Genomic DNA, 20,461 nt, shown 5'->3' on the forward strand with positions numbered 1-20,461 from the left:
CGGTTGCGCCGGGCGGTCGGGCGCCGGGCGCGACGGCGCCGGGGGCGCGGACGGCACGCCGGCGGGAACCAGACGCGGGGCGCAGCCGGACAGCAGAACGGCGGCGGCCAGCGCCGCGCCGAGCGCCGCCCTCACGCGGCTTCGTCGGTGTCGCTCAGGACCCAGTTCGGGTCCTTGTCGCGCACGGTGCGGCTGAAGGTCCAGACGTCATGGGTGGGAACGGCATCGGTCAGCGAACCGGCAAGCACCTTGCCCTCGCTGTCACGGGTGACGGCGGCAATGTCGGCGTCGAACCGCACGGTGATGCTGGCGACCTTGTCGTTGACCGAAGCGGCGGAGATCACCGCGCGCTCGATCGACACCAGCCGGTTGTCGAGCACCTCGCCCGCCGCCTTGCGCGCGGCGATCGCGTCGCTGAACGACTGGCGCACCTCGTCGGAGGCGAGCCAGCCCAGTTCCTCTTCATCCCCCTTCCAGAACGCCTCCAGCACCATGCGATAGGCGCTGCGCGCGCCGTCGAGGAAGCGGCTGGCGTCGAAGCTGGGGTCGGCGGCGACGATCGCGCGCAGCCCGGCGGCGGCGTCCGGCTCGATGACGCTGTCGACCGGCGGCGGCGCGTCGGCGGCGATTTCGGGAACCGGGCGCACCGACGGCACGGGCGCCAGCCGCTCGCTGGCCGGGCGCGGCAGCGACTGCTCATGGCCGCTGCGCTTGCCCAGCACCATATAGAGCCGCAACGCCAGGAACGCTGCCACCATGGCAAGAAGAACGACTACGAGCACCTACCCTCCGTCTGCGTGCGGCGTGTCGGCCCTACATAAGCGCGCGATGCGCAGGATTCAAATACCTGCGTAAGATATATGACGCCGCGCCGTGCCGCACCGGCGCGGGCGTTCCTTTGCATTGCCCTTGATCGCGCCTCCATGCTAGGCGCGCGGCCGATCCACACTCGGGAACATGAAGGGTTTATCGCAATGGCCATCGAAACGGACGCGCCGAACACGGGCGAGGCGCTCGGCAACGGCGCCGACACGCTGCCGCAGATCGGCCTGATCTCGCAATATGTTAAGGACCTGTCGTTCGAGAACCCGAACGCGCCGGCGGTCTACCAGTGGCAGAGCCAGCCGCAGATCGACATCCAGTTCAACATCGCGTCGAACAAGGTCGCCGACGACGTCTATGAAGTGACGCTGAAGGTCGAGGTTCGCGCCCAGGGCGACGACCAGGTCGCGTTCCAGGTCGAGCTGGCCTATGCCGGGCTGTTCGGCGCCCGCAACATTCCCGACGAGCAGCTCCAGCCGTTCCTGCTGGCGCAGGCGCCGGCGCTGATCTTCCCGTTCGCCCGCCGGATCGTCGCCGACGCGGTGCGCGACGGCGGTTTCCCGCCGCTGCTGCTCGACCCGATCGATTTCGGCGCGCTCTACATGCAGCAGGCGCAGGCGCAGGCGGCGCAGATCGACGCCGGGGTTGCCGGGCAGGCTTGAGCCAGAGCCGCCCGGGCGGGGAGGCGCGCGGCCGGTGAGCCTGGTCCGCAACACGGCGACGATCGGCGGGCTGACCCTGGTCAGCCGCATCCTCGGCTTCGTGCGCGACACGCTCGCCGCCCGCTATCTGGGCGCCAGCTTCGCCAACGACGCCTTCCTGATCGCCTGGCGGCTGCCCAACCTGTTCCGCGCGCTGTTCGCCGAAGGGGCGTTTTCCGCCGCCTTCGTGCCGATGTTCAACCGCACGGTCGGGCGCGAGCGCGACGGCCTGCCCAAGGCGTTGCGCTTCGCGGAGGATGTCCTCTCCGTGCTGCTGCCGGTGCTGGTGCTGTTCACCGCGCTGATGATGCTGGCGGCCGGGCCGATCGTCTGGGCGATGACCGGCGGTTTCCCGGACGGCGGGCCGGGCAAGTTCGAATTCACCACCGAGCTGACCCGGATCACCTTTCCCTATTTGCCGCTGATCAGCCTGGTCGCGCTGCTCGGCGGCATCCTCAATTCGCTCGATCGTTTCTGGGTCAACGCGGCGACGCCGGTGCTGCTCAACGTCGCGCTGATCGCCGGGCTGCTGTTCTTTCGCGGCGAGACCGAGCTTGAAACCGCGCGGACCCAGGCGATCGCGGTCAGCATCGCCGGCGTCCTCCAACTCGCCTGGATGATCCACGCCTGTCACCGCGCCGGCGTCCGGCTGCATATCAAGCTGCCCCGGCTGACGCCGGAGGTGAAACAGCTGCTGCGGCTGATCTGGCCGGCGGCGCTGGGCGCCGGGGCGGTGCAGTTCAACCTGCTGGTGTCGACCGCGCTGGCCGCGACCTATCTGCCGCAAGGCTCCGTTTCCTACCTCTATTATGCCGACCGGCTGAACCAGCTGCCGCTCGGGCTGATCGGCATCGGCGTCGGCACCGCGATGCTGCCCGCCCTGTCGCGCCAGATCGGCCGGGGCGACGAGGCGGGCGCCGGCCACGCCCAGAACCGCGCGATCGAGCTGGTGCTGCTGCTCACCCTGCCGGCCACCGCCGCGCTGATGATCGCGGCGACGCCGATCCTGCGCGCGCTGCTCCAGCACGGCGCGTTCACCGCCGCCGACACGATGGCGAGCGCCGCCGCCCTCTCCGCCTTTTCCGCCGGCCTGCCCGCCTATATTCTGATCAAGGTGCTGGTCCCCGGTTTCTATGCCCGCGCCGACACCAAAACGCCGGTCAAGATCGCGCTGGTCTCCATGCTGGTGAACCTGGCGGGCAATCTGGCGCTGATGTGGCATTTCGCCCATGTCGGGCTGGCGATCTCCACCGCCGTCGCCGCCTGGGTCAATGCCGGCCTGCTCTATTGGGTGCTGCACCGGCGCGGGCAGTTGCGGATCGACCGGCGGCTGGCGCTGGCGACGCTGCGGCTGGCGGCGGCGACGGCGGTGATGGCTGTGCTGCTGGTCTTTGCCGCGCCGATCGTCGACGGCCATGTCGGTGGCGGCCTGATCGCGCGCGTCATCTGGCTGGGCGGTTTCATGGCGCTGGCGGCGGCGCTGTTCTTCGCCTCAGCCTTCCTGTTCGGGGCGTTGCGCCCGGCCGAGCTGCGCCAGCAATTGCGTCGCGGCGCTTGACCTTGGCGGCCATGGCCGCGACAGCGCGAGCATTATGACCATGCGAATCGTATCCGGCATCCAGCCGACCGGCAACCTGCACCTTGGCAATTATCTGGGCGCGATCCGCAACTGGGTGCGGATGCAGGACGAGAACGCGGCGGCGGGCGGCGACACACTGTTCTTCCTTGCCGACATGCACGCGATCACCGTCTACAACGACCCGGCGACGCTGACCGCCAATACCCGCGAGATGGCCGCTGCGCTGATCGCCGCCGGCATCGACCCGGCCAAGGCGGTGCTGTTCAACCAGGCCCGCGTCCCCGCCCATGCCGAGTTGTGCTGGCTGCTGAACGGCACCGCGCGGATCGGCTGGTTGAACCGGATGACCCAGTTCAAGGAGAAATCGGGCAAGAACCGCGAGGGCGCCAGCGTCGGCCTGTTCGCCTACCCGGTGCTGCAGGCGGCCGACGTGCTGCTCTACAAGGCGACGCATGTGCCGGTCGGCGAGGACCAGAAGCAGCACCTGGAGCTGGCGCGCGACGTCGCGGTCAAATTCAATACCGACTACGGCGTTGAGCTGTTCACCCTGCCCGACCCGATCATCCCGCCGGCGGCGGCGCGGGTCATGAGCCTGCGCGACGGATCGGCGAAGATGTCGAAATCCGACCCGTCCGACATGGCGCGGATCAACCTGACCGACGACGCCGACCTGATCGCGCAGAAGGTGCGCAAGGCGAAGACAGACCCGGAACCGCTGCCGGAGGATGTGGGCGGGCTGGACGGGCGGCCGGAGGCGCGCAATCTGGTCGGCATCTATGCGGCGCTGACCGATTCCACCCCGGCGGCGGTGCTGGCTGCGCATGCCGGCAAGGGCTTCGGCCAGTTCAAGCCGATCCTCGCCGAACGGCTGGTTGAGACGCTGGCGCCGATCCGCGACCGTTTCGAGACGCTGAAGGAGGACCCGGCCGAGATCGACCGGCTGCTCGCCGCCGGTGCGGCGCGCGCGGCGGAATTGGCGGCACCGACGCTGGCCGGCGCCTATGCCGCGCTGGGGCTGTGCCGCTAGAGCCTGCCCGACTTTAGGCGGCACCGGCCCGCTTCCGCTTGAAGCGGACAAACTCTAGCCCCTCGCCCGATGCTCCATCCAACGCCGGAGAGCCTCTTGTCGTCGCGGGCGTTCAAGCCATATTCAGTTGCGAAGGTGCACGGATCGTACACCCAGGGGAGATGCTCCCCGTGAGTTGAAGGTTGCGAACGATGTCGATCTCCAGGACAATTCTCGCTGCGGCCGCGCTGCCCCTGCTGGCGCTGGGCGGATGCGCCTCGTCGTTCAGCGCGAATGTCTCGCGCTTCCAGCAACTTCCGGCGCCGCAGGGCCAGACCTTCCACGTCCAGGCGGACGATCCGCGGCTGAGCGGCGGCCTGGAATTCAGCCAGTACGCCAACCTGATCAGCGCCCAGCTCACCCGCGTCGGTTATCGCCAGGCGGCCGAGGGCGAGCGCGCCGACCTGACCGTGTCCGTCGGCTATGGCGTCGACAAGGGTCGCGAGCGCATCCGCTCCACGCCCACCACCGGCTTTGGCCGATGGGGCGGCGGCTGGGGTTGGGGCGGCTGGGGGGGCTGGGGCGGCTATCGCCCGGTCATCACCCGCCACGGCCGCATCGCCTATGTCCCCGGCTTCTACGACCCGTTCATGTGGGGCGGCTGGGGCTGGGACAACGACGTGACCAGCTACACCGTCTACACCAGCCAGCTGAACATGAAGATCGACCGCTCCGCCGACGGCAAGCGCGTGTTCGAAGGCAAGGCGCAGGCGATCTCGCGCAGCAACGACCTGCCCTATCTGGTGCCCAACCTGGTCGAGGCGATGTTCACCGGCTTCCCCGGCAATTCCGGCGAAACCGTCAAGATCACCGTCGCCCCGCCGCCGAAGGGGTAAAAGGTAGGGGATCACCCCTTCCAGGGCTCCGCCCGCGTCGGATGGAATTAAGGGCTCCTGCGAAAGCGGGAGCCCAGAGTTTTGGGAAGCGGCGCGTGCGCGCTCCTGCCTTCGCAGGAGCGCGGGCTGGTGCGACTTCCGCTCTCCGCTCCGCGTCAGCCGCCGAGTTGGCGGATCAGGGTTCGGAGGTCTGCGTCCATGTCGGCGTCCTCGGCGCGCATCTTCTCGATCGTCTTGACCGCGTAGATCACTGTCGTGTGGTCCCGCCCGCCGAAGCGGCGGCCGATTTCCGGCAGCGAGCGCGGGGTCAGCCGCTTGGCGAGGTACATCGCGATCTGGCGCGGGCGGGCGACAGCGCGGGCGCGCCGCGCCGACAGCATTTCCGCCTGCCGCATGCCGTAATGGGCCGACACCGCCTTCTGGATGTCGTCGATCGTCACCCGTCGGGCGCTGGCGCTGAGCAATTCGCCCAGCACCTCCTGCGCGAAGGCGAGGTCGACCGGCCGCTCGTTCAGCGTGGCATAGGCGGACAGGCGATTGAGCGCCCCTTCCAGTTCGCGCACACTGCTCTGGACGCGGGCGGCAACCAGCGCCAGCACCTCGTCCGGAATCGCCGCGCCCGGCATCATCGCCAGCTTCGCCCGCAGGATGGCGAGGCGCAGCGCCGAGCCCGCCGGCTTGATGTCGACGACAAGGCCGCTCGCCAGCCGCGACTGGATGCGCCCTTCCATGCCGTCCAGCGCCTGCGGGCTGCGATCGGCGGTGATCACCACCTGCTTGCCCGAATGCATCAGCTCGTTGAGCGTGTGGAGGAATTCCTCCTGCGTCGAGCCCTTGCCGGCGATGAACTGGATATCGTCGATCATCAGCAGATCGGCCGAACGCAGCCGCTGCTTGAAGCCGAGCGTGTCGCGATCGCGCATCGCCGCGACGAAATCGACCATGAACTTCTCGGCCGACATGAACAGCACCGTCGCCGAGGGCTGCCGCTGGCGATGGACATGGCCGATCGCATGCAGCAGGTGGGTCTTGCCCTGCCCGGTCGGCGAATGGATGAACAGCGGCGTCGGCGCCAGCGCACCCTGAGCCAGCGCCAGCGCGGCATTGCAGGCGACCCGGTTCTCGTCGCCGACGACGAAGCGATCGAAACTGAGGCGCGGGTCGAAACCGGCGTCGACCGGCACCGGCGCGGCCGCCGCAACCGGCTCCGCCGCCGCGCTGTAGACGCCGAGCGCCTCGTCCGCCGCAACGGTTTCGATGCGGATGTCGCGCACGGCGGGAACGGCGCTGCGCCAGGCCAGCCGGATGCGGTCGGCATAATGGGCGCCGACCCAATCGGCCATGAACTGCGAGGGCAGGCTGAGGCTGACGACGGCGCCATCGTCGCTGGCGCTGACGAACGCGATCGGCTTCAACCAGTGGTTGAACAGCCGCGCGCCGCAATCGCGCCGCAACCCTTCGCGGATGGCCGACCAGGCTGCCTGATAGATCGCGTCCGAATCGTCCCCTTCGCGCATTCCGTCCGTCTTCCCCGCACCCCGCTCTGGCCCCGCCTGACCGGGCACATACCGTAGCGCCACCGAAAATAATCCGGTGTGACGCCACTCGTGAACCTACAGTCAGGACCCGGCCGATTCTTAAACGCCGGTGGCCCGTTTCTACGAACGCGAGGACGAGTCGAGCAAGGCCGGGGCTGTCAAAAAAACGAAATAAACAGGTTGACTCGAGAAATCCCACTTTCGCGATGCGCGAAATCAAAACACTGAAAAACAATAAATAATTGTTACGCCTGTTTCGCAGCACCGGCCCGAATCGTGGAAAGACCGTGGCCTGCGCCGGACATCAAAAAAGCCCGCCGGCAGCGCCGACGGGCCTTTCCATCCGAAAGAATGACGCGGGGGCGCTTAGCCGAGCGCGGCGACCCGCTTGCTGAGCCGCGAGAATTTCCGCGACGCGGTATTCTTGTGCAGCACGCCCTTGGCAACGCCCCGGGCGAGTTCCGGCTGGACGGCGGCGATCGCGGCAGTGGCGGCGGCCTTGTCGCCAGCATCGAGCGCGGTCTCGACCTTCTTCACGAAGGTGCGGATGCGCGCGACCCGGTTGCCGTTGATCACCTCGCGGCGCTCGTTCCGCCGGATACGCTTCTTTGCCTGCGGCGTGTTCGCCATGCCTTCGCAACCTCGATAAAAATGAAAAGGGGCAGCGGAATCGCTTCCGCGCCCTGGACGGCGGCCCCTTTACCCGCGGCGCGGCCTCCGGTCAACCACGCACGGGAGGAGAGGCAGCGCGGTTTACCTTCCCCTCGCTTCCGTCCCGCCCCTTCCTTTCCCTTCCCCGCCCATCCCGAGCGCAGTCGAGGGGCACACCCAACCATGTTGCGTCCCTCGACTGCGCTCGGGATGGACGGATTTGGGGGACGTGGTGGAGATAAGCGCTTGCAAGTCCGCCCTGTCGGCGCGCTCAGCGCTGGCATTTCGGGCACCAGAAGGTCGAGCGCCCGGAATCGATCCGCCGTTCGATCACCCCGCCGCAGCCGCACGGCTCCCCGGCCCGGCCGTAGGCGCGCCATTGTTTGGCGAAATAGCCGAGTTCGCCATTGGGGCGGACATAGTCGCGCAACGTCGATCCGCCGGCTTCGATCGCCGCCGCCAATACGCCGCGGATCGCCGGGACCAGCGCCGCGATTTCCCGCCGCTTCAGCGTGCCGGCGGGCCGCGTCGGCGCGACATGGGCCATGTGCAGCGCCTCGCAGACATAGATATTGCCGAGGCCGGCGACGACACGCTGGTCGAGCAACAGCGCCTTGACCGGCGCCGCCCGCCCGGCGAACGCGGCCGCCAGATGATCGGCGGTCAGCGCATCGCCAAGCGGCTCCGGCCCCAGCGCGGCGAACGGGGGATAAGCCTCCCCCGCCCCGACCAGATCGACGAAGCCGAAGCGGCGGGCGTCGTTCAGCACCAGCCGCCGCCCCGCCACCGTGTCGATCACCAGATGGTCGTGAGGCAGCAGTTCGTCCGGGTCGATCCGCCAGCGCCCGGACATGCCGAGGTGAAAGACCAGCCGGTCGCCGCGATCGGTGTCGATCAGCCCGTATTTCGCCCGGCGGCCAAGCGCCGTCACCCGCGCCCCGGTCATCCGCTGGCGCAGGTCGGGCGGGAACGGATGGCGCAGATCGGCGCGGCGGGTAACGAGGGCGGCGATCTCCTGCCCTTCCAGCGCCGGGCGCAGGCCGCGCACCGTGGTTTCGACTTCGGGAAGCTCCGGCATGGAATGGTTTGTCTCGTTGTGCTTCGGCCTTTGCCGAAGCGATGCCGCACCGGCCCGCTCCCCCACCCGGCCTCCCATATGATACTGCGGTTGGGAGGCCGGGTGGGGGAGCGGGCCGGTGCGGCGCTTATTACGCACTTCAGGCTAGAGGCAATGCGGTTTAATCGCTAGGGCTTTCGGCCATGAACGATACCGTCTCCTTCGGCTATACCGACGTTGCCCCCGGCGAAAAGACCAAGCGGGTCGGCGCCGTGTTCTCCAGCGTCGCGGCGCGCTACGACCTGATGAACGACGCGATGTCGGGCGGGCTGCACCGGCTGTGGAAGGACCGTTTCGTCCGCCGGGTGAAGCCGCGCGCCGGCGAATATATCCTCGACATGGCCGGCGGCACCGGCGACATCGCCTTCCGCCTTGCCGCTTCCGGCGCGCGGGTGACGGTGGCCGACATCAACCCCGACATGCTGGCTGTCGGCATCGAGCGGGCGGCGAAGCGCGGCATTGACGGGCTGGTGTGGAGCGAGGCCAACGCCGAGGCGCTGACCTTCCCCGACGCCAGTTTCGACGCCTATACGATCGCCTTCGGCATTCGCAACGTCACCCATATCCAGCAGGCGCTGGGCGAGGCGCATCGCGTGCTGAAGCGCGGCGGGCGCTTTTTCTGCCTCGAATTCTCGACCACCCAGTGGCCGGGCTTTGCCGAGGTCTACGACGCCTATTCGCACCGACTGGTGCCGAAACTGGGCAAGCTGCTCGCCGATGACGAGGACAGCTATCGCTACCTGATCGAATCGATCCGCCGTTTCCCCGACATGCCGGCATTCGAGGCGATGATCGCCAAGGCCGGGTTCGTGCGCACCCATGCCGAGCCGGTGCTCGGCGGGCTGGTCGCCATGCACAGCGGCTGGAAGATTTGACCGCGCCGATCGTCCACCTTGTCCGCCTGCTGAAATGGGGCCGGACGCTGGCGCGCCATGGCGCGCTGACCGGTATCGAGCGCGACCCGATGACGCCGCCGGCGCTGCGCCGGCTGGTCCGTATCGCCCGCATAGGGGCGCGGGTGCCGGCGCAACCGGCCTATGCCGACGCGTTCCAGGCAATCGGCCCGGCGGCGATCAAGCTGGGCCAGGCGCTGGCCACCCGCCCCGACCTGGTCGGCGAAGCGGCGGCGGCCGACCTGCTGCGCCTGCAGGACGCGCTGCCGCCGGTGCCGTTCGCCGAAATCCGCGCCGCGATCGAGCAGGCGCTGGGCAAGCCGGTCGAGGCACTGTTCCAGTCGATCGACGAACAGCCGGTCGGCGCCGCGTCGATCGCGCAGGTCCACCGCGCCGTCACCACCGACGGGCGGCAGGTCGCGGTCAAGGTGCTGCGCCCCGGCGTCGAGGAGGATTTCGCCCGCGCGATCGATACCTATGAATGGGCGGCGGCGCAGGCGGAGGCGCTGGGCGGCGAACTGGCGCGGCTGCGCCCCCGGCTGGTCATCGCCACCTTCCGCCAATGGACGGCGCGCGAACTGGACCTGCGGCGCGAGGCGGCGTCGGCGTCCGAACTGGCCGAGGCGATGGTCGCCGAGCCGGGCTATGAAATACCCGCCATCGACTGGCAGCGCACCGCCCGGCGGGTGATGACGCTGGAATGGATCGACGGGATCAAGCTGTCGCGGCGCGACGAGCTGATCGCCGCCGGGCACGACCTGGGCGCCATTGCCGGGCGGCTGGTCCGCGCTTTCCTGCGCCAGGCGATTTCGGAAGGATTCTTCCACGCCGACATGCACCAGGGCAATCTGCTAGTCCGTGCCGACGGCAGCATCGTCGCCATCGATTTCGGCATCATGGGGCGGATCGACCGGCGGGCGCGGATGTGGCTGGCGGAAATCCTCCACGGCCTGATCACCGGCGACTATGCGCGGGTGGCGGAAATTCATTTCGAAGCCGGCTATGTGCCGCCGCACCACAATATCGGCGAGTTCACCACCGCGCTGCGCGCTGTCGGCGAGCCGATCCGCGGCCTGCCGGTCCGCGACATATCGATCGGCAACATGCTTGACGGGCTGTTCGCCATCACCCGCGATTTCGACATGCCGACCCAGCCGCATCTGCTGCTGCTGCAAAAGACGATGGTGATGGTCGAAGGGGTGGCGACCACCCTCGATCCAGACCTGAACATGTGGGAAACCGCCGGGCCGTTCGTGCAGGAATGGATGCGCACGGAACTGGGGCCGGAGGCGTTCGTCGCCGACCGCATCGTGCGCGATGTCCGCACCCTCGCCCGCCTGCCCGAACTGATCCGCGTCATCGAATCGCGCTATCCACCGCCGGGCGGCGCCCCGCCGCCACCGCCGCTGCCCGATGTCGAGGTGGTGCGGCTGGGCGGTGGCTGGCGCTATGGCGCAGTGGCCGTGCTGGCGGCAATCGCCGGGGCCGCGGCGATGGCGCTGATCGGCTGAATCCGGCCTGTTGCGGTTGAACCATTGCGGCCCCCGGCGCCGCGCGCTAGGAACGACTCTCGATGCCATCGACACCCCGCCCTCCCCTCGCGCTCGCCGGCGCGGAGATGTTTCCGCACAGGCATTTATTGGGGATCGGCGAACTTCAGCCGCACGAAATCGCCTTTCTCCTCGACGAAGCGGAGCAGTGGGTCTCGGTCAATCGCGCCGCGACCAAGCATGACGACCGGCTGGCCGGCCTGACCCAGATCAACGCCTTTTTCGAAAATTCGACGCGGACGCTGCTGTCGTTCGAGATCGCCGGCAAGCGGCTGGGCGCCGACACCGTCAACATGCACGTCGCCCAGTCGAGCACCAAGAAGGGCGAGACGCTGATCGACACGGCCAAGACGCTGAATGCGATGCGCGCCGACCTGATCGTCATCCGCCATCAAAGCTCCGGCGCGGTGCAGCTGATCGCCGACAAGGTCGACTGCCCGGTGCTGAATGCCGGAGACGGCCGCCACGAACACCCGACGCAGGGCCTGCTCGACGCGCTGACCATTCGCCGACGCAAGGGGCGGATCGCCGGACTGGTCGTCGCGATCTGCGGCGACATCCTGCACAGCCGGGTCGCCCGCTCCAATATCCTGGCGCTGACCGCGCTGGCGGCGGAGGTGCGGCTGATCGGCCCGCCGACCCTGCTGCCGGCGGCGATCGAGCGGATGGGCGTCACCTGCTTCACCGACATGGACGCCGGGCTGGACGGCGCCGACGTGGTGATGATGCTGCGCCTGCAGAACGAACGGATGGATGGCGGCTTCATCCCCTCCGCGCGCGAATATCGCCATTTCTGGGGCCTGACCGAACAGCGGCTGGCGCGCGCCGCGCCCGGCGTTCTGGTCATGCACCCCGGCCCGATGAACCGGGGAATCGAAATCGACAGCGCGATCGCCGACGACCCGGCGGTCTCCGCCGTGACCGAACAGGTCGAAATGGGCGTCGCCGTCCGCATGGCCTGCCTGGACGTGCTGACCCGGCGGCGGCGCGGCGTGGAGGGCTGGGCATGATCGGCGGCACGCTGGCGATCATCGGCGGGAAGCTGCCCGACGGCCGCAGCGGCGGCGTACTGGTCGAAGCCGGGCGGATCGCGGCGGTCAGCGCCATCGCGGTGCCGGACGGGGTGCGGACGATCGACGCCGCCGGCGCGGTCATCGCCCCCGGCATCGTCGACCTTGGCGTATTCGCGATCGACAAGGCGGCGTTCGCGGCGGGCGGCATCACCCGCGCCGCGCTGATGCCGGACCAGGGGCCACCGCTCGACGATCCGGCGCTGATCCAGCGCGCGGCGGCGGCGGGCAAGCCCGATGTGTGGATTCACCCGATCGCGGCGGCGACGCGCGGGCTGGGCGGCAGCGAACTGGCCGAGATCGGCCTAATGAAGGCGGCGGGTGCGGCGGCGGTGGCTACCGGCCGGCACTGGATCGCCGATTCCGGGCTGATGCACCGGCTGCTTGCCTACGCGGCGGCGCTCGACCTGACCGTCATCGTCCATAGCGAGGACGACCGGCTGGTCGGCCGCGCGGTCGCGACCAGCGGCGAGACGGCGACGCGCCTCGGCCTGCCGAGCGCGCCGGCCGCCGCGGAGGCGATCGCCATCGCTCGCGACCTGGCACTGGTCGAGGAAACCGGCGCCCGCGTCCATTTCCGCCAGGTGACGACGGCGCGCGGACTGGAGCTGATCCGCGCCGCGAAGCGCGTCGGCCTGCCGGTCACCGCCGGCATCACCCCGGCCCATCTGCTACTGTCCGACATCGCCGTCACCGGTTTCCGCACCTTTGCCCGTCTGTCGCCGCCGCTGCGCTGCGAGGACGACCGACAGGCGGCGCTGGCGGCGGTCGCCGACGGGACGATCGACGTGATCGCCAGCGGCCATGACCCGCAGGGGCCGGAGGACAAGCGCCTGCCCTTCGCCGATGCGACGCCGGGCATGGCGGGCGCTGGCACCCTGCTGACGCTGGCGCTAACCCTGGTCCGCGACGAACTGGTCAGCATGGCGCGGCTGTTCGATCTGCTCGCCGGCAACCCGGCGCGGATATTGGGGGTGGAAGGCGGTACGCTGACCACCGGCGCGCCCGGCGACCTGATCCTGTTCGACCCCGAAGCGCCGTGGCGGATCGAGTCGGAGACGCTGGTCGCCGCCGCCGGCAACACCCCGTTCGACGGGCTGCCGGTGCAGGGGCGGCTGAGCGGAATCATCAAGGGCGGCCAGCCCATCGGCTGACCGCCCCTGAAACCCCCTGCTTCGGAACAGCTCAGCGCGAGGCGAGCTGCGCCCCCGTATTGCGCCGCGCCCATTGCAGCGGCGCGTCGCCGGCCGTGGTGCGGACGAAGCATTTGCCCCCCGCCGCGTGCAGCTTCTCGCACAGCGCGACAGCCTCGGCGCGCGTTTCAAACCCGCCGACCGACAGGCGGTGATAGGTCGAGGCACGGACGAAAGTGGTGCTGGACGGCGTGTAGTCGCCAAGCAGGCCGAAGCGGCGGACGGCGCGGTCCCAGCCCGCCTCAAGCCGCGCGGCGCTGGAAAAGGCGCCGAGCTGGACGACATAGCGGCCATTGGCGGAACGCGGCGCATAGGCGGCGCGCTGCACCGCCGGCCGGGCCACCCGTGTCGCCACCTGCGCGACGGCAATCCGCTGCGGCGCATAAAGCGCGGCACGGCTCTGCGGCTGATAGGCCGTGTAGCTGGCGGGCAGCGCCTGCACCACCTCGGCGCGCGGCGCGAAGGTGACGCCGGCATAGGCCGCCAGCCGGGTTTCGGAGATCGCCGGCGCGGCGGTTTCGGCCGGGACGACGGACGCAACCGGCTCAGCTGCCGGAGCGGCGGCGAGCATCAGGCCGGGCACAGGCGCGGGCGCTTCCGGCGCAACGGCTGACGGCGCGACTGGCGCGAGGGCAACCGCCTGCGCGGTTTCCGCCACCGCCGACGCCGCCGCGGTTACCGCGACGATCATCGGCGCCGGGCGGGCCTGGGCAAGCATCGCCGGCGGTTTCGCCGGAGTCGCGGCCGGGGCCAGTGCCAGCATCTCCGGCTGACCGGCATCGACCACCGGGTTGATGCCGAGCAGGCTCGCCACCTGATCGGAGGCGGCGCTCGGCCGGACGAACTGCGACCACTGGATGATCCGCGCGTCTGCATCAGCCGGCGTCAGGTCATAGGCCGCCATGACGCGCGCTTCCTTCCACCGCCCGGCGAGCGCATAGGACAGCGCCAGGTTCTGGCGGGTCCGCGCATCGCCCGAATCGGCACGGATCGTCGCCTCAAGCAGCGCGACCGCGCCCGGCACGTCGCCGGCCAGCGCCAGCGCCAGCCCGCGGTCCGACGGGGTAAACAGCGCCGCATGATCGGCAATCGTGCGCCGGGCAAGATCGGTCTTGCCGAGCGCGGTCTGAACGAGGGCGAGATTCAACGCCGCCCTGCCCTGCCCGCCATCCAGCGTCAGCGCGTCGGAAAAGGCGGTTTCGGCGGACAGCAACCGGCCGGCGGCAAGATAGCCGCGGCCAAGCAGGGTGCGCAGATCGGCGTCGCGCGGACTGGCGGAAACCGCCGCCTCGGCGAAGGCGATCGCCTTGTCGGCATTCTTCGCGGCCAGCGCTTTTTCGGCGCGGGCGGTGCTGCTCTTCACGTCGATCCGGCTCGATGCCGTCGCGGCAGTGCCGAACTGGGCCGAGCCGGCGCCGACCGCCGCCACCCCCAGCACGAGGGAAGACAGCGCAATCCGCATCGACATGCCCCTGTTGCTCATCATCGTCGCTCCCTCAGCTGACGCGGCGGGCCGGAACGCGGCCGGCCAGTTCGTCCAGCTCGGGTATGCTGTCGAGCAGCCGGTCGACCGCCTCTGTCACCAGCTGCTGGGCCGAGCGGTTGTTGACCGCGCAGGCCAGGCGCAGGCGCAGATGGCGTTCCGCGTCGAGCCGCAGGGTGAACGCCGCCTTCTTGTGCGGGTTTATCCCCTTGCCCTTGATACGGACGACCGCCGGCTCGGCGCCGTGGCTGATCGCCATCTTCTTCTTCGGGCGGCGCGGCATCGCCGCCGGTTCCAGCACGGCCACCGTTTCCGGCGGCGCTTCCGGCGTGCTGCGCGCGGCCAGTTCCTCGGCCAGCTCGGTGCGCTGGCGCACCACCTGCGGCACCGGCCCGGCCGCGACCGGCGCGGCCGGTTCCAAACCCATGTCGTTCCAGCCCAGATCCTCCGGATTGCCGGTCATCGGACCGAAGCCGGCAAAGCCCTGCGGCCGCATCGCCGGCCGCGCCTGTCCCTTGCGGGCAAGCAGCGATGAGGACAGCGACGCGAAGGGTTTTGGTTCGCTCACGACCCCGCCCCCCTTCACTGCGCGACCACCCGGCGGCCGAAGCCGTTGACCGGGCGGGGCGCCATGCCGGCGCTCAGCACGCCGGGCGCGCTGAACACGGTACGGCGGAAATTCTTTTCGAGCCGGTCGGACACATAAGTCCACAGGTCGCGGACCTCGCCGGCCGAACGGCTTTTCGGGTCGACCTCCATCACCGTGCGCCCGTCGATCATCGACGCGGCGAAATCGGTGCGGTGGTGCAGCGTCACCGGCGCGACGGTGCCGTGCTGGGACAGGGCGACGGCAGCCTCGCTGGTGATTTTCGCCTTGGGCGTGGCGCCGTTGACCACGAAGATCAGCGGCTTGCCGGCGCGGTCGCACAGATCGACGGTGGCGCCGACGGCGCGCAGGTCGTGCGGGCTCGGCCGGGTCGGCACGACGATCAACTCGGCGACGGCGATGACGCTCTGGATCGCCATGGTGATCGCCGGCGGCGTGTCGATGACCGCCAGCTTGAACCCCTGCTGGCGCAGCATTTCAAGATCGGCGGCGAGCCGGGCGACGGTGGTCTGGGCGAAGGCGGGGTATTCGGCCTCGCGCTCGTTCCACCAGTCGGCGAGCGATCCTTGCGGATCGATGTCGATCAGCACGACCGGCCCGGCCCCAGCAAGCTGGGCCTGGACGGCAAGGTGGCCGGACAAGGTGGTTTTTCCCGATCCGCCCTTCTGCGAAGCCAAGGCCAATACGCGCATCTTTCCCCCTTCGGGTGACAATCCCTCGACATCGCAATCGCATCGGGACGCTAAAATCCGGTTAATTGCCGTCAGCGACGTCACGCCGGCCGGGCCTTTTCCGCCAAATTAGCGGAGGCGCCGCCGGCAAAGCCGCGCTATGGTCGCGGCACACGGTTTTCTGGGGGAAATGACGGGATGGGTTCGAAGCGCCAGCTGTTCGCCGCCTTGCTGATCGGCACCGTCGCGGCCGCACCGGCCATGGCCGACGTCAAGGCGGGGGTCGATGCCTGGGAACGCGGCGATTATCCCCGCGCCGTGGCTGAGTGGCGCCCGGCGGCAACGGCCGGTGACCCCGACGCGCAGTTCAACCTTGCCCAGGCGTATAAATTGGGGCGCGGCGTCGCGATGGACCTGAACGCGGCGGAAAGCTGGTACCGCAAGGCGGCGGCGCAGGGTCACGCCCAGTCGGAGGACAATCTGGGGCTTGTGCTGTTCCAGAACGGCAAGCGCGAGGAAGCGATGCCGTGGATCCGCAAATCGGCCGAACGCGGCGAGCCGCGCGCGCAATACGTGCTCGGCACCGCACTGTTCAACGGTGACCTTGCCGAAAAGGACTGGGTTCGCGCCTATGCGCTGATGAGCCGTTCCTCGGCGCAGGGCATTAGCCAGGCGACGACCAGCCTGGCGCAGATGGATCGCTATATCCCGAGCGACCAGCGCCAGCGCGGCACCGCCCTCGCCCGCGACCTGGAGGCGCGGCAGCACCGCCCCGCCCCACCGGCGGCGCGGGCCGCCGCCGACCCGGCCGGACACCGCCCGATCCCGATGGCAGCGCCGATCCGCCCGGTGCAGCCGAAGGTGGCGCAGACCGACATTCCGCCGTCGCGCCCCGGCGCCGACTACCCGCCACCAGCCCAGGCACCCGCCGCGCCGCCGCCATCCCCGCCCCGCGCTTCGGCCCCGACGCCGGCTCCGCCGCCGCCAATTCCGGCCGTGCGCTCGCCGGCGCCGACGGCATCGGGCGGTTGGCGGGTGCAGCTCGGCGCGTTCAGCAACGCCCAGCGCGCGACCACGCTGTGGCAGCGCGTGTCGCGGCTCGAAGGCTTTCAGACGCTACAGTCCTTCATGGTCCCGGCCGGGGCGGTTACCCGGTTGCAGGCCGGCCCGGTCGACGGCAAGGCGGCCGCCGACCGGCTATGCGCCACCGCCACCGCCGCCGGCCACGCCTGCTTCCCCGTTCGGCCCTGAACCCGCCCCACCCGTCATTGCGAGCCCGCAGGGGCGCGGCAATCCACGCGCGGGCGTGAGGGACTGGATTGCTTCGCCGCGCTCGCAATGACGGCGAGACCGTCCGTGCTCCTGCACAAGCAGGAGCCCATGACATTTGAGATGCCGAGGCCTCCTGGGCTTCTGCTTGCGCAGGAGTACCGGGGTGGTCACAGGGAGACGCGTGTTAAAGCGCGCCGTGGCAGTGCTTGTATTTCTTGCCTGAACCGCACGGGCACGCGGCGTTGCGGCTGACCTTGCCCTCCCAGTCGGCCGGGTCGTCACCCAACTCCTCGTCGCCGCCCATCCGCACCACCGGCAGTGGCGGCAGGCGGGTAGTGACGAAACCGGAGCCGGCGTCGCGGTCGTTGGTATCGTCCTCGCCGGTCAGCGGATCGATGTGCGAGGTGATGAAGTCCGGCATCTGCGGCAGCGGCGGCGGTTCCGCCATGAACTGGGCGTGGGCGAGCACGCGGGTCACGTCCTCGCGGATCGCGTCGAGCATCCGCTCGAACAGCGCGAACGCCTCCTGCTTGTACTCGTTGATCGGCGTTTTCTGCGCGTAGGCGCGCAGGTGAACGACCTGGCGCAGCGCGTCGAGCGTCGACAGATGGTCCTTCCAGTGGTGGTCGAGCGACTGGAGCAGCACGCTCTTTTCCACCTGGACCCAGCTTTCCTCGCCGAGCAGCGTCTGCTTGCCCTCGATCAGCGTGTCGGCGGCGTTGGCGATATGCTCTTGCAGGATGTCGGGCGACACCTCTTCGGCCTGCACCCATTCCTCAATCGGCGCCTCGACACCCAGGACGTCGTGGACCTTGGCTTTCAGCGCCTCGATGTCCCACTGCTCGGGGTAGGAATGCGGCGGGCAGGCGCCGGCGACCAGCGCGTTCACCGTTTCCGCCCGCATCTCGGCGACGACATCGTTCAGCGACTCGGCGTCCATGATGTCGGCGCGCTGCTCGTAGATGACGCGGCGCTGATCGTTCATCACGTCGTCATATTCGACGACCTGCTTGCGGATGTCGTAGTTGCGGGTCTCGACCTTGCGCTGGGCGGTCTCGATCGCCTTCGACAGCCATTTCGAGCCGATCGCCTCGCCGTCCGCCAGATTCTTGTTCATCATCCGCGCGAACAGCGTGTCGGACCCGAACACGCGCAGCAGGTCGTCCTCAAGCGACAAATAGAAGCGGCTGAGGCCGGGGTCGCCCTGCCGCCCCGACCGGCCGCGCAACTGGTTGTCGATACGCCGGCTCTCGTGCCGTTCGGTGCCGAGCACGAACAGCCCGCCGACCGCCTTCACCTGTTCCTTCTCGGCCTCGATCTCCGCCTTGATCCGCTCGATCCCGGCGGTGCGCTCCGGCCCTTCCGGCATGTCGGCCAGTTCCTGCTCGACACGGAATTCGACATTGCCGCCCAACTGGATGTCGGTGCCGCGACCCGCCATGTTGGTGGCGATGGTGACGGCGCCCAGCCGGCCGGCCTGCGCCACCAGTTGCGCCTCCATTTCGTGGTGGCGGGCGTTCAGCACTTCGTGGCGGACGTTCAGCTTGCGCAGGAATTCGGACAGAAGCTCCGACTTCTCGATCGACACCGTGCCGACCAGAACCGGCTGGCCGCGCGCCGAATGTTCCTGAATCGATTTGGCAATGGCGGCGAACTTGTCCTTGGTATTCTTGTAGAATTCGTCTTCCTCGTCGACCCGCTGCACCGGCAGGTTGGTCGGGATGGTGACGACGTTCATCTTGTAGATGTCGAAGAATTCCGCCGCCTCGGTCGCCGCCGTGCCGGTCATGCCGGACAGCTTCGGGTACATGCGGAAATAATTCTGGAAGGTGATCGAGGCGAGGGTCTGGTTCTCCGGCTCGATGTTGACGCCTTCCTTGGCTTCCACCGCCTGGTGCAGGCCGTCGGACCAGCGCCGCCCGTCCATCATCCGCCCGGTGAACTCGTCGATGATGACGACCTTGCCGTCCTTGACGATATAGTCGGTATCGCGCTTGAACATCGCATTGGCGCGCAGAGACTGGTTCACGTGGTGAACCACCTGGGTATTCTCGAAATCGTAGAGGTTGGCGCCTTCCAGCAGGCCGGCCGCCTCCAACATCCGCTCGATCTTCTCGGTGCCGTCCTCGGTCAGCACGATCGTCTTCATCTTCTCGTCGAGCTCGTAGTCCTCGGGGACCACCTGCTTCACGATCGCGTCGACCTGCTTGTACAGTTCCGACTTGTCGTCGGTCGGGCCGGAAATGATCAGCGGGGTCCGCGCCTCGTCGATCAGGATCGAATCGACCTCGTCGACAATCGCGTAGGCGAAGGGCCGCTGGACCATCTGCGCGCGCTCATACTTCATATTGTCGCGCAGATAGTCGAAGCCGAATTCGTTGTTGGTGCCGTAGGTGATGTCGCAGCCATAGGCGTCGCGCCGCTGCTGGTCGGTCAGGTTGGGGACGATGACGCCGGTGGTCAGGCCAAGGAAGCCGTAGACCTGCGCCATCCATTCCGCGTCACGGCGGGCGAGATAGTCGTTGACGGTAACGACGTGGACGCCGATGCCCGGCAATGCGTTCAGATAGGTCGCCAGCGTCGCGACCAGGGTCTTGCCCTCGCCGGTCCGCATCTCGGCGATTTCGCCGCGATGGAGGACGATACCGCCGACCATCTGCACGTCGTAATGGCGCTGGCCAAGGATGCGCCACGCGGCCTCGCGCACGGTGGCGAACGCCTCCGGCAGCAAGCTGTCGAGCGCCTCGCCATTGGCGAGCCGCTCGCGAAACAGCGCGGTCTGGTTGGCGAGCGCGGCGTCGTCGAGCGCCTGGATCGACGGCTCGAGCGCGTTGATCTTGGTCACGATGCCGCGAAGCGATTTGACGTAACGGTCGTTGGACGACCCGAACAGAGCCTTGGCAATACCGCCGAACATGGGAATTCCTGTCTATCTGCTGGAAAGGCGCCGGCGCCGATGCGGCGCGTCACCCGAAAATCTGCGAAAAAGAGGCCGGCATCGGGCCGGCCCGGTGCGCTGCGGCTAGACCTGCCGGCGCTCGCCGATCAGCCGCGAATTGCTGAGCGTCGGGGTCAGGACCGGCAGCACCGCCACCGGTGCGCGCTGGGCGCCCAACCGAAAGACCGGGGCGACCGACACGCCGGGGCGCAGCGTGACGGCGGCCACGGCGGCGGCATCGGCCAGCGCCGCGACCGGAGAATCCGCCGCGCTCCGTTCCACGCGCACGGTATCCGCCGGGTGCTCGCCGGAGACGACCCCGGTCAGACCCGCCAGCAGCGCGGAAATGAAAAGCAGCAGTTCCAAACGATCCATCCTGCGAGTGTCGCGCGCCCGACATAGGTGCTGACGGCGCATTCGTCTAATCAAAAGGCACGCGGACCGGCGCGCCGCCGGCATTGATCCTGGCGACAG

At 69.0% G+C, this 20,461-nt stretch carries 18 protein-coding genes; 9 read left to right on the top strand and 9 right to left on the bottom strand.

The annotated features are described in order from the left end of the window. Positions 1–131 precede the first annotated feature (131 nt). A complete protein-coding gene (locus E4A53_RS13715; protein ID WP_136163680.1) occupies positions 132–782 on the bottom strand; it encodes a Tim44/TimA family putative adaptor protein in 651 nt (216 codons plus the stop codon). A gap of 192 nt (positions 783–974) precedes the next feature. Between E4A53_RS13715 and secB the strand changes: the two genes are divergently transcribed. The 4 genes from secB to E4A53_RS13735 all read left to right on the top strand — a co-directional run bounded on the left by secB (position 975) and on the right by E4A53_RS13735 (position 5,004). Next, positions 975–1,484: a protein-export chaperone SecB gene (secB, locus tag E4A53_RS13720; RefSeq protein WP_136163681.1), complete on the top strand. Its 510-nt coding sequence runs from the start codon at positions 975–977 to the stop codon at positions 1,482–1,484. A gap of 34 nt (positions 1,485–1,518) precedes the next feature. Further along, positions 1,519–3,081, top strand: a complete 1,563-nt coding sequence (gene murJ, locus E4A53_RS13725) for a murein biosynthesis integral membrane protein MurJ (protein ID WP_136163682.1) — start codon at positions 1,519–1,521, stop codon at positions 3,079–3,081. 40 nt (positions 3,082–3,121) lie between these two features. Next, complete coding sequence (trpS, locus tag E4A53_RS13730) at positions 3,122–4,129, top strand: tryptophan--tRNA ligase (protein ID WP_136163700.1); 1,008 nt, start codon at positions 3,122–3,124, stop codon at positions 4,127–4,129. Positions 4,130–4,320: 191 nt separating this feature from the next. Continuing rightward, complete coding sequence (locus E4A53_RS13735; RefSeq protein ID WP_136163683.1) at positions 4,321–5,004, top strand: DUF4136 domain-containing protein; 684 nt, start codon at positions 4,321–4,323, stop codon at positions 5,002–5,004. 155 nt (positions 5,005–5,159) lie between these two features. On the opposite strand, the gene dnaA is transcribed toward E4A53_RS13735, so the two are convergent. The 3 genes from dnaA to mutM all read right to left on the bottom strand — a co-directional run bounded on the left by dnaA (position 5,160) and on the right by mutM (position 8,271). Next, entirely contained in the window at positions 5,160–6,521 is a 1,362-nt protein-coding gene (gene dnaA, locus E4A53_RS13740; RefSeq protein WP_136163684.1) for a chromosomal replication initiator protein DnaA, read from the bottom strand. 387 nt (positions 6,522–6,908) lie between these two features. Next, positions 6,909–7,172 (bottom strand): 30S ribosomal protein S20, encoded by a 264-nt coding sequence (gene rpsT / locus E4A53_RS13745; RefSeq protein WP_136163685.1) that lies wholly within the window; start codon positions 7,170–7,172, stop codon positions 6,909–6,911. Between the two features lie 292 nt (positions 7,173–7,464). Then, positions 7,465–8,271 carry a bifunctional DNA-formamidopyrimidine glycosylase/DNA-(apurinic or apyrimidinic site) lyase gene (mutM, locus tag E4A53_RS13750; protein WP_136163686.1) on the bottom strand — a complete coding sequence of 269 codons (807 nt, stop codon included), beginning with the start codon at positions 8,269–8,271 and terminating at the stop codon, positions 7,465–7,467. Between the two features lie 182 nt (positions 8,272–8,453). Between mutM and E4A53_RS13755 the strand changes: the two genes are divergently transcribed. The 4 genes from E4A53_RS13755 (at position 8,454) to E4A53_RS13770 (ending at position 12,977) form a co-directional block, all read left to right on the top strand. After that, positions 8,454–9,185: a class I SAM-dependent methyltransferase gene (locus E4A53_RS13755; RefSeq protein ID WP_136163687.1), complete on the top strand. Its 732-nt coding sequence runs from the start codon at positions 8,454–8,456 to the stop codon at positions 9,183–9,185. After that, the gene (ubiB, locus tag E4A53_RS13760) at positions 9,182–10,714 is read left to right on the top strand and encodes a 2-polyprenylphenol 6-hydroxylase (RefSeq protein WP_136163688.1); all 1,533 of its coding nucleotides are present in this window, start codon (positions 9,182–9,184) and stop codon (positions 10,712–10,714) included. The genes E4A53_RS13755 and ubiB overlap by 4 nt, the downstream gene beginning before the upstream one ends. A 62-nt stretch (positions 10,715–10,776) precedes the next feature. After that, positions 10,777–11,763, top strand: a complete 987-nt coding sequence (locus E4A53_RS13765) for an aspartate carbamoyltransferase catalytic subunit (protein ID WP_136163689.1) — start codon at positions 10,777–10,779, stop codon at positions 11,761–11,763. Continuing rightward, positions 11,760–12,977: a dihydroorotase gene (locus E4A53_RS13770; protein WP_136163690.1), complete on the top strand. Its 1,218-nt coding sequence runs from the start codon at positions 11,760–11,762 to the stop codon at positions 12,975–12,977. Before E4A53_RS13765 ends, E4A53_RS13770 begins: the two co-directional genes overlap by 4 nt. Before the next feature lie 31 nt (positions 12,978–13,008). Here the strand turns inward: E4A53_RS13770 and E4A53_RS13775 are convergent, their stop codons facing one another. From E4A53_RS13775 to E4A53_RS13785, 3 genes are read right to left on the bottom strand one after another with little or no spacing between them, the layout of a single operon-like run. After that, on the bottom strand, positions 13,009–14,502 hold the full coding sequence (locus E4A53_RS13775) for an SPOR domain-containing protein (protein ID WP_136163691.1): 1,494 nt from the start codon (positions 14,500–14,502) through the stop codon (positions 13,009–13,011). A gap of 10 nt (positions 14,503–14,512) precedes the next feature. Next, positions 14,513–15,067 (bottom strand): hypothetical protein, encoded by a 555-nt coding sequence (locus tag E4A53_RS13780; protein ID WP_136163692.1) that lies wholly within the window; start codon positions 15,065–15,067, stop codon positions 14,513–14,515. A gap of 14 nt (positions 15,068–15,081) precedes the next feature. Then, the gene (locus E4A53_RS13785; protein WP_136163693.1) at positions 15,082–15,798 is read right to left on the bottom strand and encodes a ParA family protein; all 717 of its coding nucleotides are present in this window, start codon (positions 15,796–15,798) and stop codon (positions 15,082–15,084) included. A 177-nt stretch (positions 15,799–15,975) separates the two neighbouring features. On the opposite strand from E4A53_RS13785, the gene E4A53_RS13790 reads away from it, so the two are divergent. After that, entirely contained in the window at positions 15,976–17,028 is a 1,053-nt protein-coding gene (locus tag E4A53_RS13790; protein ID WP_136163694.1) for an SPOR domain-containing protein, read from the top strand. A 205-nt stretch (positions 17,029–17,233) separates the two neighbouring features. Here E4A53_RS13790 and secA read toward each other — a convergent pair whose 3' ends face one another. Next, positions 17,234–19,966 (bottom strand): preprotein translocase subunit SecA, encoded by a 2,733-nt coding sequence (gene secA / locus E4A53_RS13795; RefSeq protein WP_136163695.1) that lies wholly within the window; start codon positions 19,964–19,966, stop codon positions 17,234–17,236. Between the two features lie 105 nt (positions 19,967–20,071). Beyond that, the gene (locus tag E4A53_RS13800; RefSeq protein ID WP_136163696.1) at positions 20,072–20,362 is read right to left on the bottom strand and encodes a hypothetical protein; all 291 of its coding nucleotides are present in this window, start codon (positions 20,360–20,362) and stop codon (positions 20,072–20,074) included. Positions 20,363–20,461: the final 99 nt, after the last annotated feature.

This window comes from Sphingomonas flavalba (assembly GCF_004796535.1).
In the GTDB taxonomy this organism is placed as follows: Bacteria; Pseudomonadota; Alphaproteobacteria; order Sphingomonadales; family Sphingomonadaceae; genus Sphingomonas_L; species Sphingomonas_L flavalba.